This is a genomic window from Chrysiogenia bacterium (genome assembly GCA_020434085.1).
In the GTDB taxonomy this organism is placed as follows: Bacteria; JAGRBM01; JAGRBM01; order JAGRBM01; family JAGRBM01; genus JAGRBM01.
In genome coordinates this window covers 1-16161 of the sequence record JAGRBM010000593.1, presented here as the reverse complement: position 1 = coordinate 16161, position 16161 = coordinate 1, and the positions used below count along the sequence as shown (strand labels likewise).

General features: G+C 64.2%; 2 protein-coding genes. Both read right to left on the bottom strand.

Going from position 1 to position 16161, the window contains the following annotated elements; all coding sequences use genetic code 11:
• On the bottom strand, window positions 1–12564 hold a 12564-nt coding region (locus KDH09_19355), incomplete at its 3' end, for a hypothetical protein (GenBank protein ID MCB0221864.1).
• A gap of 295 nt (window positions 12565–12859) precedes the next feature.
• Window positions 12860–16161 (bottom strand): hypothetical protein (locus tag KDH09_19350; protein ID MCB0221863.1); only part of this gene is annotated, 3302 nt, incomplete at its 5' end.

The following is a 16161-nucleotide window of genomic DNA, read 5'->3' as shown; positions in this document are numbered from 1 at the left end:
GCGCAGGAACTGGAACGCGCCTTCGAGATCGCGCGCCCCGCCCACACCTGCAATGCGCCCGAGCATGGCAAACTGCGAGAGCACGCGCTCGCGATGAAGGATGCCCTCCGGATAGTTCGTCGGGTCATTGGGCCGCACCATCCATTGTCCGATCAGGTTGTCGAAGGTCGTCGTCGAAGTCTGCAGCGCGCCGTCGTTGACAACGCCCTCGAGCACCAGGCCCTCCGCCCCAAGCGGCGCGGGAGCGCCAAGCGCGTCGTCTACATTGGCGATGCGACAGTTCGTCGGCTCACCTGTCATGTGCGGACGGCAGTTGCCCGTGTAAGCGAGCCGCTCCACCGCGGCAGCCAGGTCCGCCGCGTTCACGCACGGCGGCTGCCCGTCATTCAAACCGTTCACGTGGCAGTCGTTGGTCGGATCTTCGTCTTCATAGGTTGCGCTCGGATAAAGCGGATCGAACTCGCCCACGCGGCTCACCACGTCGAAGGATTCGAGCAGGATCTGCAGGCCCGGCTCCAGTCGTTCCAGCGCGATGGGAAGCCGCTCGCCCAGGAACTCGAAGAGCTCGGCCGGGTCGTCGGAGAAACCGCACTCGGGGCTGGCCGGATCGGCGCAGACGGGCGCCATTGTCGGATCGACAACGTCGCCGCTCTCGGGGCTCGTGTAGTGACGCGTCAGTCCGTTCTGGCCGTCGCGCACTTCGAGCTGATCGAGCACGGAGTTCAAACCGATGAGCGCCAGGTCGATCGAATCATGCACGCCGTTGCCCACGCACGCGCGGAATCCGCCAAGGCCGTCGGGACAGTTGGCCGCAAACGGACCGTTCGAGAGGTAGATGATCTCCGAAGTCGGATAGGAATCGAATGGAAGCGTGCCGAACTGCGGCCCCACCATCGGCGCATCGAGTTCGACCATGGCCTGGTTGGCCACGCGAAGCGCCGACTCGAGCGGGCTCTCAATCGGCGTGGCCGCACGCACGGGGAAGCGCGTCGGATCGACCAGGATGCGCAGCGCCTTCTCTGCCACCGGCGCGACATCGAGCAGAATCGGGTTGTCCGCCCCGTTGCTGAAGGGCAGTGGCACGGGCGAGACCATCAGGTCGAGAAGCTTCGTGAGGCGTCCGTAGCCCGCGGGCGTCGGTCCCGCGGGGATGGGCTCGGGCAAGACAAAGCCCTCGCTCTTGCGCACCAGGAAGGCCACGCTGCGCAGCACAAAATCGAGATAGGACTGGTTCGTCGACGAAACCGGGCTCCCAAGCGTCTCACCCAAACCAAGGCTTGCACCCGGGCCGGGCCCGGGAATGGGCTCGCCGCCGACGCAGCCATTGTAGGGTTCGGCCATCATGCGGATGCGCCAGGAACAGAACTGCTGCGGGTCGAAGTCGTAACTCGCGGTGAAAGCTGACACGCCGGGCGCGGCGTTGAAAATCAGGGTGTAGCGGCCCGTGTTGTAGTTGATCGTGCCGCCGGCGAGCACGTCAACCGTGCCGCTGAGCGTTCCGTCGCCGTTGTCGACAAAGGACTCGATCACACCGGCATCTACGTCGATGAGCAGCGTGCCGGGGAAAATTTCTTCATCCGGCAGGAAGCCCTGATAGACCAACTGACCGGCACTGCCCATGCCGATGCCGACACCGAGCTGCGAACCATCGCGCGGACAGTTGGCGTTCACGAAGCTCTGGAGGTCATCGCCCATGCCGTCGGCGTCGGTAAAGAGGTTCCCGTTGGAGTAGCTCACCGGCTGGTTCGGACCGGCCGCCGGACGCGCGTCGATGAAGGCGCACTGCTCAACAATAAGCTCGGTGCCCACCGGCGGCGGTGCGATCAAGCAAAGATGCGCGCTGCGACCCACGCCCAGCTCGCGGAAATCGACATTGGGGTCGAAGAACTCGCCCATGGTGTTGCCGCGGCCTTCGAATCCGCCCTGCAGGGTGCCCTGGGTCGAGGGGCTCTGCGGCGCGCCGCCAAGCTCGGGCGGCATCAGCCGGTTGAGCACGTTCACATCGAAGGGCCCGCCGGTGTTGCCGCGGCCGTCCACGCCCGGTCCCATGGCCTCGGCCTCGGCCGGGCAGAGCGCGTCGGTTGCGCCCGAGAGCGCGGGCAGTGAGAGCAGCGTCGAATCGAGCACCGCACGCAGCAACGCGCCGCCGCGGATCTCCGCATTGCCGGCAGAGGCGTCCACGCCGCAAGCGCGCACGGCACGCAGCATGTCGAGCGTCTGGCGCGTCATGCCGGTGTTGGAAATCATCCGGACGATCGGGAGCAGGTCGTCGATCACTCCGTCGGGAATGGGATCGCCGTCCCCATCGGGATCGGCCAGCAGTTTCGAAGCCGCCGGCGCAAGGGTCGTGTCCTGCGGCAGGGGGGTCGAAGCGTTGATCGGCTGAATGTCTTCGGCGATTTTTGCAGCGATGAGCAGCAGATAGTTGACCGCGTCTTCACCATTGTCGAAGGCGCCGAAAGCATCGAGCGCTTCCTGGGTGAGCGATTCGTCGAAGGCGATGATGCCCTCGCCGGCGCCAACCTGAAAAGGCGCGTCGAGTTCCAGGCCGAGATCGATCATCATTGCCTGCGCGGGCAGGAGGCGGTTTTCGGCGTAACAGTCACCGGCGACGCAACTGTTCACGTCCTCACCGGTGGTGTCAAAGATACTTGTGAGCGTGCCGTCCTTGGCAAAGCCAAAGCGGGTGAGCGTGTTCACCAGCTCGGGCAGAATTTCCAGCACTTCCATGCTGACGGCGATGCCGTCGCCCGCCGTGCTGCCCACCAGCACCGTGCCAGGCGCGCCGCCCGTGGGCGTGCCATCGGCGCGGCAGGGATTTTCGCAGTCGTCGATCTCGTCGGGCAGCTCCTGCTCGTCCACGTGGGGGTCGTCGAACAGGCCCTGCAAAATGATCGTGAGCCGGTCGCGGCCGAGCACGTCTTCGCCGCCGTTGAGCACGTCTTCGGCGGTTTCACCCACCATCGGCGCACGACGCGGCAGCGGCTCGAGAAGCTGGTCGAGAATCGGCACGAGCACCTCAATGGGCGAGCGCCCATTGAAGAACATCTCCCGGCAGACCGGCGTGTCGACCGGATCGGTATCGGGAACCGGCGCCGGGTAACCGGGATTGCGCCCCTCACCAAGGCCGAACTCGCCGATCGGGGTGACCAGGCTGCGCAGGGCTTCGGCAATGCCGCGGATGCCCGAGGTATCGTCCACACCATCGAAGCTCGAATCGATGCGAACCGTTCCCGGCAGCGCAATGGCACGCAGGAGCGGCGGATTCGACTCAATGGGATCGGGGCTCGGCGCGAGCGGGCCCGGCGTCAGCTCCAGCGACTGGTGGATGACGGGCACAAATTCCTCGTCATAGTTGACCAGATCGCCATTGAAGGTGCGCGCCATGAGCGTCGTTTCATCGCGCGGGTTGAGCAGATCCGAGAGCGCCATGATGACGTCCTCGAATATCTCGTTCTGGATCACCTTGAGCAGCACCGGTGAGAGCGTGGCCACCACCGACTCCTGCACGTCATTGGTGTTGGGCGGGCTTGGCAGGCCGGGCCCCAGATAGCCGCGCGCATTGTCGTCGGGATCGTCAATGAGCTCGCGCGAAAGGCGCAGCAGCTCCACCAGCATGGATTCGCCCGTCGAGGTGGGCCGCGCCTGCGCTTCCAGCGATGCGAGTAGCATGTCCATGTGCCGCATCGTCGCGTAGTCGTTGTTCGTGGCCAGATCGACCGTGCCCTGCGCCCAGCAAGCCAGGTCGAGCAAGCCGGGCTGGAATCCCGGTGTCATCGGGTCAGCCGTGCAGCGATCCACCGGCGCGAGCGGGTCACGCTCACCAGCCAGAATGGAATCGATGATCGGGAAGAGCTTTTCGATCTGCAGCGCTTCGCCGCGACCCTGCACCAGCGGGGCGTCTTCGGCACTGAGCAGCACGGCGATCTCGTCAATGAGCCGGGTGCTGAACTCCGAGCCGGTGAACTCGCTGCCGTCGTCGGTGAGCTGGTAGAGCGCATGAAAGAGACCGTTGAGGTCATCGGTATCGAGCGCGCGCGGCACGCCGGGGGCGGTGCAGTCGGGGCTGTCGCTGTCGGAGCAGAACAGCTCTTCGATTACGTGCGAGAGCGAACGGAACACGCCCGCGTCGCCCAGGATGTTGTTCGGGTTAAAGATCACTTCCTGCGGGCTGTGAATGAGCAGGTCGAGCAGCTCCACCACCGGAATCTGCGCTGGGCCGTTGGGATAGACCACGACGAAGGAATTGCTTGCGCCGCAACCGGCAAAGGCCGTCAGCGGATCGATGCAGACCGTGTCGTTGTCGAGCACCTGCGAGATTTCGGTCTCAAAGCCGTTGCACGGGCCGCTCACAATGCGCAGGCGGTCGCCCACCTGCACGTTCACAACCGAATTGGGGACGGCAACCAGGGACTGGAAGCCCAGGTTGTCGCCGGGAAGCGCGTTGATCTGCGCGGTGTTGCCGCCTGCCGTCGTCGGGCAGAGCGGATCGTCGATGGTCGTATTCAGGTCCTGCCCGCGCAGGCGTACCGAATTTTCAAAGGAAAGCAGCGACTTGTTGAGCGGTAGCAGGTTGCGCACCGGACCGGGCACGGTGCGGAAGAACTCGTTGTCGCCGTCATAGTCCGTGCGGTCGGCGCTGTTGCGTGAGACCAGAATGTCGGAAAGGAAGCGGAAGATCGCCGTTCCATCGGGGCCGGTCGGACAGGCCCCGCCATCGGTGCATGTATTGAGGATGAATCGGTTGTCGATGATCGGGAGCAGGTCGTCGGCGGTTCCGTTGTCGATGAGCAGACGCACCACATCCAGAAGGGTCGCCATGGCCGACTGCGCGGGACCGAACTCATCGGGATCGGACAGAAGCGCGGCGAGAAGGCCCGAGAATGCATCTCGCGCGCCCGATTCAATCAGCTCACTGGCCAGGGGCCCGGGGTCTTCAAGATCGCCCAGAATCTGCGCCATCACCAGGTTCTGGTTGTAGAGCACGCCGCTGTCGTCGAGACGATCGAGCAGCAGAGTGCGGAGCTCCGTCGTGTCGGAAATCAGGCGGACGATCGCGGGGTTCTCGCTGATGAGCCCCAGGCCGCCGGAAATCAGACGCACCTCCGGAGTAATCACCACATCGAAGGATACATCTGCCGCCGCGCCGTGACCCGCGCGGTCGGAGGCGTAGGCGGTTAGCCGGTAGGTCACCGGACTGCGTGCGCGGCAGGGGCGCGGCGCCTCCAGATTCGGAATCGCCGTGGAGGCGTTTGAGAACGCCTGAATCTCGTCCGTCATCGCCACCACGTTGGTGAACGTGATGGTGTACTGGCCGGAGATATAATCGATGGTGCCACTGCCGGCGCCGCCGGTGCACTCGGCATTCGTGATCGTTCCGTCGAAGTCGGCGTCCGTGCAGCGCTCCACCTCTCCCGCCGGGGAGTAGTGAATGAGCGTAAAGCTGCCGTCGGCAATGGGAAGCACATCGAGCGCGCCGCCGATATCGTTGTAAGGACCGTTTGTTCCGTTGCCGAGCTGCAGGGGCGCTTCGAACGCACCCTCGACCCGGTTGTAGGTTGCCCGCACTACGTCGGTCGCGGCGACCGCGCTTGTAAAGGTGATCGAGTAGGTGCGCGCCGCGTAGTCGACCGTGCCGGTCGCGGTTGAAAGCACGGGGCCGGTACATTCAGCGCTCGTGATGTTGCCGTCGAAATCGGCGTCCGTGCAGCGCTCCATCTCGTCATTAAGAACCGTCGGGTCGACGACATGAATCAGCGTGAAGGTCCCATCTGCCAGCGGCGGAGCCGAGAGCGCGCCGGTCGTCTGATCGTAGGGACCCATCGCACCGGTGCCCGGTTGCAGGTCATCGACGGTGCCGTAGCTGTTGTAACAGCTCACATCGCCGGGGAACGGGCTGGTTGCGACATTGGCTTCATTGGACGCCGTCGAGATGCCAAGGGTCACGATGCTCTTGCTGGAAACGAAGGGGAAGAGCGGATCGGCATGGGCATAGTCGGCCGTGATGTTCGTGCCCATCGGCACAGGCGTGGCAAAAGTGATCGTGAAGGCGCCCGTCAGGTAATTGATGGTGCCGCTTCCGCCCACGCATTCACCGGGATCGTTGAAGTCACCATCGTGGTTGACGTCGGCGCAGGTCTCGGGCGGCGCGGTCTTCGTGAGCGCAAACGGGATGTCCGCCACCACCGGCGTGTTGACAACCTGCCCGGAGAACGGACCTGCACTGGCCGCACCGCCGTTGGTGAGCACCACCTCGCCCGTCACCTGGGGCGGCGGGGTGAGTGTCGGGGTTCCATCGTTGGGATCGCGCGCCGTGTAGGGCGAGGGATAACCCAGCGGCACGCTGAAGGGATTGAGCGCGCCCGCGGGCTCGCCGTCCCAGTTTTCTGCGTCGTAGGGAACGGCAACTGGATCGACCACACCGGGGGTTGCCATGTTGTCGGCGAAGTAGGCCCACCCATACCGGAGCGGCCGGCCGCGCAGTACCGGATGAACCGCCGGCACGGTCGAGTCGCCGGGGATCTCCACGGGCGCCTCGCCGTTGTCATCGAGGCGATCGACGATGATGTGCATCGCCTGCTCGCCGGCCCCAGGGAGGCCGGGCCCGAACAAGTTCGGGTCCAGTCCTCCCGTGGGACAGACCAGCTCGCTTGTACACAGGTTCGGATCAGTCACAATCACCGCGGGAGCTACCGCGCTGATTGAGAACCCGTCTACGGCACCTTGAATGGTGAGCGCCGGCGGATTCGTATCGCGAATCACGCCAAAGCTCTGGAGAGAAACCCGGCCTTCCTCGTCGGAGGCCTCGATTGCGAGGGAGTTGAACCCCTCGTTCAGCAGATCGACTGCGGTTGCAAGGAAGGTATGCTCATACTGCACCAGCATCGCATCGGCCGAAGCTGGATTGTTGTAGGCATCCACCACCAGCGGCCGGTCGAGCGAGAATTGCTGGAACGTGCACAGGCTGGAAACATTGAGAATCGTATAGAGCCCGTTGTTGGCAGCCTGGGCGTTGGCGTTGGAGACGAGCGCCACGCTGTCACCGACCTGCAGAACGGGCACGAGCTGGCCCGGCATGCAGCTGGCCGCGCCGCCCGCATCCGCGAGCGGGCAGTAACACAGCTCGCTGACCGGCGTGGACACGGTGATGATCGACTGGCCGGCGCGGCCGGTGCTGATCGGTCCCAGCGCCGGACGCACGAGACCCGGCGCCATGCCCGAGAGTTCGAGACCCGCCGTCTTTCCGTTGATGGCAAGCGCCGGCGTGACGCCGTTGCGTGCCAGGAATGCGCCGGTCAGAACGGCCTGTCCGCTGGAGACGATGCGGTCATCTACCGGAACAATCGCCGGGGCCCCGCCCGGCATCCCGGCCGGCGGCGAGCGCATGTCCACCGGCGTGACCGGGTTGTCGGCTTCCGAGAAATTGCTGTCGTCCTTGCGCGCGTGGGTGCAGAAGGCCCGCGCGGGATTGCCCGCCGGATTGAGCACGCGCGTGTAGTCGACTTCAACAGCGGCACCCGCCGGCGAGGGCAGCGCAAAGCTCACTTCCACATCGCCGGTGGCATAGTTGATCGTGTTGGTCCCGCCGCCGGTGCAGAGCAATCCGCCTGCGCCGTCATCGGCGCAGGTTTCCACTCCGTCGGTAACCATCACGGTGCCCGGCTGCACTGGGCCGCGGGGCATCGTGTAGTTGAAGTCCGCAGTGAGGCCGTCGCCCACCCCGATGATCTGGCGCGAACCCGGCACCAGACTGGTAAGCGCGTTGCGCCCGGCGAATGCGCCGCCCGGCAGAATTCCGGCAGCGGGGTCGGTCACACAATCGATTCGCACCGACGGCGGACGCGGATCGGGCAGATCCGCCGTAATCAGAACCTTGATCTCCGAGACATTGCCCGCACGGTCGGTCGCGCGCAGCGTGTAGAGATTCGCGCCCGGATCGAGCTGCAGCGAATGCGCAAACAGGCCGGTCCCGTCGAGCGGGTCGTTCAGGCCCGTGAACTCGTCGTAGTGCTGAATCACCTCATCGTTGATCAGAACGTCGATGCTGCGCACGCCCGAGCCCGCGTTTTCATCGATGAGCAGGCCGCGCAGTTCCACCAGGGGACTACGGACCGTCGCCGACGCGGTATCGGAGGGGAAGCCCAGGAACGGCGCCGGCACCGGGGGAACCGAAGCCTGCGTTGCGCCGCACACGTCCGAGGGCGTGCCGGCGACGGAGTTGTCGATCGCGAGGCAGATGTTCGAGAAATGCGGCGGCCGGGGGTCGCTCTGAATCGCAACGTATTGGGTGGTACGCCGACCCGCGCTGTCCTCGGCAACGACATCGATCAGATTGATGCCCTCGCTCACCGGAACCTCGCGAACAAAGAAGGTTCCATCACGGAAACTCTCGCCCAGAATGCCGTCGGTCACGACAACCGCATCGGGCACGCTGGTAAAGCCTGTGAAATCGACTTCGGTTTCACGGGTAAGAATCGGCTGATTCGTCTCCGCCGGCGCGGCGGGCAGTCCCGGGCCGGGCTCAACCGACTGCCCGGCCAGGCGCGGATAGACCGAGAAGGAAAGCCGCGTGCCCGGCTGGTTGGCAACCGGGTTGGTCAGGACGTTCGGCGCCAGGTTCACGCGGTCCACCGAAATCAGCTTGAGCTGAGTCGCCGCGTCGGTGACGGTCCCGTCGTATTCTTCGGAGACGAGGAAATAACGGTGCTCGTTGCTGCTGGTGGTTCGATGGCCCGCACCCGTGGCAACCAGATCGCCCGGACGGATAGCGATGTCTTCGAACTGCGGCGAGAACGGCACGATGGGCGCATTCGCCGGAGCCACGTCCACGAAGAATGCTGAGCTCGGCGAGCGCAGCACCGCGTCGCACATGGGCGCGACGCAGTTGCAGTTCACTGCCAGGCACTCGGGTGAACCCGCGGTCAGGATCTCCGCATCGGCACCGCTGAAACGAACCGGTGAGGTCAGTCGCAGGAACGGGACGTCCGTGCGCACCAGAACGCCGACGCTGTCGGTGTCGAGTGCGCCCGGCTGATTGTCCTGCAGACCGGCCAGGGAAATTTCCAGAAGCTGGTCCTGGGTGAAACCGAAATTGAACTGGTGGAAAAACGCGCGATCGTGGGGTGAGACCAGCGTGCCCGTGATGCTCCAGCGCTCTTCTGGCAACTGAACCACGGTGCGATCGGGAATCAGCAGGTTTCGCTGAAGCAGCATCAGGCGCGATCCGGGCGCGCACACCGCTTCTTCAAGCGTCACATTCGGTGCGCTGGCGTCGTCGATGCGGATGCTCGCCCCCGCAGAAGGGCCGTCCACGACATAGAGAATCGAGGGGTTGGCGTTCACGTCGCAGGGCGGCGCGCCGCAGGCCCCGCCCACGCCGTTGACCAGGTCACGCAGATCGCTCTGCGCGAATCCGGGCACGTATCCACCCGAGTTGATCGTCAGCGTTGCGTTGGGATAACCCGGGTCGGAGGGACAGCCATCGTTGATGATGAGTTCGCCGCCCTCTTCACCGGCCGCCACGACCACGCCGAGTACGTCGACGTTGTCCGAGAGCGTGCCCGTGACGAAGAACACGTTGTCGCCGGGAACGCCCGAAACGATTGCCGGGGTTGTGGCCGGGGTGATGGATACGTCCGTGGAGAGGATCGCGCTGCCGGCCTGCACGATGGTTCGCTGCTCGGTCACGACGGTGCCGTTGGTGTCCACCAGGGTGACCTGGATGTTGTTGACCTCTCCAAATTCAAGCCGCAGCCGATCCAGCCGGAAGCGACCCGATGCGTCCACGTCGACGACGCGGCCGTTGATCTCCACCGCCTGGGCGTCGGGATCCCCGATCACGTATCCTTCGACAATGACCGAATCGTCGGTGGTAACCAGCCCGTTGGTGGGATTGAGCACCTGGATGCGCGCACGCGAGGGATTGAGAACGCGGAAGCCGGTTTCGGCGCGCGTTGTCAGCGGCTCACGCCCGGCAACCATGGAAATGTGTTGCGACTCGGGGATGTTGAGCGGAACGGGAACCAGCGCGCCGAAGAGCTGCTGATATTCGAGTGGATGGCCCGAGGCCACGCGGCCTTCGCTCAGGCGCCCCTGTGCGTCGGTCATTGTGTCTGAGATGGTGAAGGCGCTCGACCGATCGATCTTCACGAACAGGTTCGGACTGTTCACGGTGATCGGCTTGTCGACGATCGGGTCGGTTCGAATCTGACTGTCCGAGAGGACTTCTTTCACTTCGAGCGTCCGCGTGCCGATCAACGATGTCACCCGCAGGACAAGCCGGTCTCCCGCCTTGATCGGGAATCCGTCATTGGCACAAAGCAGATCGGTCGGTCGCACCGGATCGCAGAGCGGGTTGACCGGTGCGTTGATGTCGAAGTCGAGCTGCATAATGCCGTCGGGCTGCAGCGTAATGGAGTCGATGGAGTCCATGGCGGCAGGGAACGGGCACCGGCCGAGCATCTGGGGGTCGGCGCAGATCGCGCCCTCGCTCTGCAGCCACTGGGTTGGCACAAGCGGGCCGAGGATTCGCGTCTCGGTCGTGCCCGCGGGGCAAGCGCCCGAGGGGGGCGATTCCCGTGTGACATGCACGACTCGGAAACGGCTGCCGTCGGGCATGGAGAAGCACCCGTTGCTTCCCGCGTCCGGAAGCGCGGCCGGGGGCGGCGGGACTTCCCGGTCGCAGGAGGGATCGTTGTCGACGCGAATGATGTTTTCGAACGACCCCTCTTCGCTCAAATCGCGAAGTTCGGGATAGGGATTGCTCACGCCTGCCGGATTTTCCAGACACAGGCGGTCGTTGCTCTGCACGCAGCCGCCGGCATAACCGCCGGCCATGGTCGGGTCACAACGCACGAACCGGTCCGCGCCGGTGGGAGCGCCGACACGGCGACCATCGAGCGCAAAATTGAGCGGAACGAAGGGTGCATCGGCACCTGTGAGCGCCGCTACTTCGATCGAGGGGTCCAGACAACCAGGTGAGGCGTGGCCATAACTGGCAACGATGTCGCCAATCGAAGGCGCCGCCAGGTAGCTGAGAGTCCAGTCGCCGGTGGCCTCATTGATCGTGCCGGTGTGACCGCCCATCGAGGCGGTCAATGTATTGGGCGCCGTCACGCTGAAGACGATTCCGTCAGGATCCGTAATCTGCAGGGACATGCTCGTCAGGTCGGCGCCGTTGAGCTGCCCGCTGAAGCTGGTGTCGGCCGCGCTTTGCGTGGCGATCACTTCATCAACGATTCCGCACCCGCTCAGCAGCGCGGCGCGGTCACGGTCGAACGTGCTCACGGCCTCACCCTGTTGCGGATAATCCATCGCCAGCGGCGGAGGCAATTCCTGGTTTTCAGGAACGATCAGATTGATTCGAATGTCCGTGGTATTTCCGGCGGCATCGCTCACCAGCACGCGCAGGCGATTTTCACCAGGAACGTAGGGCAGCTCATGACCGAAGGCATCATGGAAGACCGGAACGACAAAGCTGCCGTCGGAATTGGCGGCGCCGGAATAGGTGGCATCCGTGTCGAGAAAAATCGCATCGATTCGCGCGTCGGGCGAAGTAAATCCCTGCAAGGACTGAAGGCGGTTGGTGATCTCCGCTTCCAGCACGGTGGTCAGGAAATCACGGCGCAGCGTCGGCGAGGTGAACACGACGTTCGGCGCTTGGGAATCGACCTGGAAGCTCAGGATCCGCTCGGTGGTGTTGCCCACGGAATCGATGAATCGCAGTTCCAGGTTGTGCCGCCCATCGGGGAATGCGAAAAACGGCAAGTCGAAGTTGAGCGAGGTATTCACGAACGAAACAGCCGCCCCGGTTTCGGGATCGGTGTATTCGATCGTGACGTTGTTCTCACTGAGACGCCCGGTGATGGAGACCGTGGACTGGTCGAGCACTTCGCCGGTTGTCACGCCCACGAAGGTCACGACCGGCGCGGTGGTATCGAGCGTGAACTCGAAAACCGCCCGCGTGGTCTGGGCGCCCGAGACGTCCATGTCGATCTGGAATTCGTTGGGCCCCTCGTTGAAGGGCACGTCCGGAAATTCGAAAGCGCCCGCACCGTCGGCCCGTACGGCCAGCGTTGTGGACGTATTGGCCACCGAAAGCGTAACGAGCGCGCCGGGCTGCGCGAAGCCGGTCACGGGTACACGTTGGTCGTTGACCACGTTGCTGCCATCGGGGACACGGTCACCCGTATCGAGCCGGTAGCTGACCCCCGCCGCGATGACCGGAACATTGAGAATCCGGTAGCGACCGTTGTCGTCACTCTCCACCTGTCGCACCAGGCCGTCAGGCTGGGTCAGGCTGACCATCGTTCGCGGGCGCGTGGTGCCGGCGACGGTGACTTCGGTGTTGTCGACAAAACGAACCGCACCTTCAGCGGGCAGCTCGACGCGAATGGGCGAATTGATGATGAGGGGGCTGATCTCGGCGCTCGAAGGCGCGGATTGATTGACCTGACTCGATGTACATCCGACCTGCCAGAACAGCAGTGCCGCGAGGATTGCCCAGATACCCGCCGCTGACTTGCGCGCGGCACCCGGCATTTTGCTGGCGGAAGCCTTCCCCACGAGATCTACCTTCCAGCGGGGCTGCAACCAGCCCCGGATGTCGTCAAAAAGAAACAAGCGGGCCTACCCTTTCGGGCAGCTCGCTTGTTTGGTGTTGGATTCGTTCGGATCGCTTCGCCAAGTGCGGAAGTTGGATCATGCCGTTCTCAATCATGTGCACGCCACCGGGTTCGGATCGGGTGGTGGGTGCGGATTGTTCGGGCTCCTTCGCGCGCTTGGAATCGGGTCGTCTTAAACCGGCGTCGGCCGGGAATCCCTCCCCATGAGGGATTCCCGGCCGGCCGATGATCAGCAATTACTGGTTCGTCTGGACAAGCAGCTCGCCAAGCGAAGTCAGCAGGTTAATAAAGTTCGGGTCCACCGCCTGCGTCGAATCGACGTTACGGAAGGTGAACGTGTCGTACTCCGAGGCCGTGCTCGTGCGGTTCGACTGGTTGTTGACCACCGTGGTCGAATCCTCATTGGCGATGAGGTCGGCCAGGCCGTCGAAGAATGCCGCATCCAGACCGTCGATCTGAGCCACGGTCACGACACCGTCGGTCGAGGTGAAGCCGATGGACGTGACGCGGTTCAAATCCTGACAGCGCAGCGGGTTCGCAACGATGTCAGCCGCACCCGCGGCCGGACATGCGATGACGCTATCACCCCAGTCGTCGGCGGTGCTGACCATGTCGAAGTTGTCCTGGTTGCAGTCAACGACAACGTTGTCAGACTCGCTGAGGGTGAATGTATCCGGACCAACCGGACAGCCGGCATTGGCGTCGAGGTCGTTGAGCGGCGAGCTGGTTCCGTAACCGGCCAGCGTATCGGCGGTGTCACCATCACGGTTCATATCGTCGGTGAGCATCGGATCGAGACGCGGCAGATCCGAATCCGGGATCAGCGTCTGCAGGTCGGCCAGCAGGGCGTCGGCGATCGTGTCCTCGGTGAGCGAGCAGGCGCCGGCGCCCGTATCGCAGTAGTCATACTCGAGGAAATCACCGTTGCGCTGCAGCACCGGACCAATCGACTCGTTCAGGAAAGCACCCAGGAAGGGAAGCGCCTGGACGATGATCGCCTGGTCGTCACCGGCAAACAGGGCGGAGATGGACTCGAACACGGCTTCGTTGAGGATGGGCTGGATCGGACGCTCCTGCGTCACACCCACGTCACGGAAGACCGAGTCGGCGTCTTCGGAGTAGTTGGCATTGCCGGCAAAGCCCACCGCATCGCGCGGCGCGCAGGCCAGCGGCTGACCGGGATCGGCGGCGTTGCGCTCGATCGAGACGGTCGCCGTATTACAGTCGGTCGGGTCACGCAACAGGGTGAACAGGAAGTCACCCACGATGTCGAGCGCCGACTGGTAGGGATTACCAGCGGAGATCGTGCCGCGCGAAGACAGACCGGCGTTGACCGAGAGAATCGGGCCGATGTCACGCTGGGTGTTGCCCTCGGGGTCGGTCATGGTCGGATCGTCACCGAATTCACCGGCGAGGATGCCGGCGCCGGTATCACGGGCGTCGGACTGCTCGTCGTTGCGCTTGTCGACCGCAATGCCGCGAACGATGCGCAGCGCCTGGCTGAGGTCACCGAAGGATCCGGGCGTGCCGGCAAGGCGCGTCAGGAGTTCCTCGAGGGCGACGAAGCGGTTGCGGCGCGTGCCGTAGCCGACCTGGTCGTCGATCTCGTTGGCGGTAACCACCGCGCCGGTGTCTTCACCCTGGTACTCGAGCAGTGCCTGGTAGACACCACGGATGAGGACCTGGTTGGCACCTTCGAGAACACCGTCGGTGCCGCCCAGCACGCTGGGACGATCGATCGGGGCGAAGGCCTCCGGATACACCGTCGAGGTGGCCGGATCTTCCAGGTTCATGTCGCAGTCCGCGTCGGCGTCCACGCACGAGAGGATCGAGTAGTCACCGTTGCCGCTGAAGACGGTGCGCTGGATGATGTCAGCCAGGGCATCGCGATCGAGCTGCGTCTGGTGGCCGCGGATGCGGTTGCTGCGCAGATCACGGAAGGTGAAGAGCGAAGCCTCGCAACCGGTGCGGAAGAAGCCGATGTTCGAACCGGAGTTGTCACCCGGGGTCGTGCCGCAGGAGTTCGATCCGTCGAGCGGAGGCTCGTTGCCGGTGGCGTTGGTGGCTTCCAGAACGACCTGGATACCGGGCAGCAGGTTCTTGATGAGTCCGAGCTGCTTGAACTGGGACACGATGAAGAACAGGACGTCCGGATCGTCGCAGTGACCATCCTGGATGGTGTCGGTCGAGGTGTTCGCCGGCAGTCCGAGACGCCCGAAGACGTCGCAGTAGTCGTCGTCCTGACCGTCGGAATCACCCAGCACGTCCAGGATGCCCTTGAGTGCCAGGAACTGGTAGTCGATGGCGTCGTGGATGGCGTTGCCATCGCAGGGATCACCGGCGGGGAACGCGCTGAGGTTACAGGGCGCAGCCGCGGTGACTTCCGGCCAACCACCGGTACCAGTGGTTTCGAAGGTCGGATAGCGGTCGAACGCACTTTCGGCGTTGGTGCCGCCAACCGGGTTCGGAGGCAGGGTCGTCAGACGACCGAAGAGGGCGAGCGTCGCGGTGAGCGAAGCGCGGGCCTCGTCGTCGTTGAGCAGGGCCTGGACCGGGCCTTCTTCGTTGGCCTGGACGCCGCCCGTGCCGAAGAGCAGGGTCTTGACGAGCGACTGCTCACCGGTGTTCGGGTCGTCCTTGGCCAGGGAGTTCAGCAGACGCTCCAGGCGGTAGCTGAGGTTGTAGTCGTTGACGCCGCCGCTCACGAGGGTGAGATCCGCACCACCGGCATCGTTATCGTCGGTGGCGTTGACGCGGCCGTCGGCCAGGTCGTTGATCGCACGGAGCAGCAGGTCGAGACGGCTGTCCTTAAAGGCGTTGATGTCGGATGCGACGATACCGGCATTGCCAGCGCCCGTCTGGAAGCTCGAAAGCGACTTGCCCATACCCGGGTTATCAAGCGCACCGGGCGAGGCGTGGGTGAGCGGGTCGTAGGAAGCAATTTCCTCACCACCGCGGCAACCGTTGAACGGCTCACGCATCATGCGCACGCGGTAGGAGCAACGATCCGGGTTGACCACGGTGTAGTCGAAGCTGACGTCGGAGGCCGCAACGGGCTCCGAACCGACTTCGAAGGTCAGGGTGATCTCACCGTTGATGTAGTCGACCACGGTGCCGGCATCGTCGATGCCGCTACCGCCGCCAAACTGGCCGTTCACAGGGTTCATACTCGCCGTCTGAGGTCCGCCAATATCCGTCCAGTCGACCGTGATCGAACCGAACTCGACGTTCCCGTTGGCCAGCGTGAGCGTGCCGGGGTTGGTATTGACCGTGCCATTACCGACACCGACGAAGTTCTCACCCGCAACCGCCGTCGTGGCCTGACAGTTCGCACCCAGGTAGGCGTCGAGATCACCGGGCGTGTTGTTGGTAAAGGCAATCGTGTCACCGACGGGCTGCGCGCTGATCTGCGAGCAGGTCTCGGTGAAGGGGTTGATGACCGTGCGGATACACAGATCCGCGCCGGCACCGGCACCCAGAGCGGCGAAGTCCTTGGTGTCGTCCACGAAGACGCCCGCACCGGTGGTGGCACCGTTGT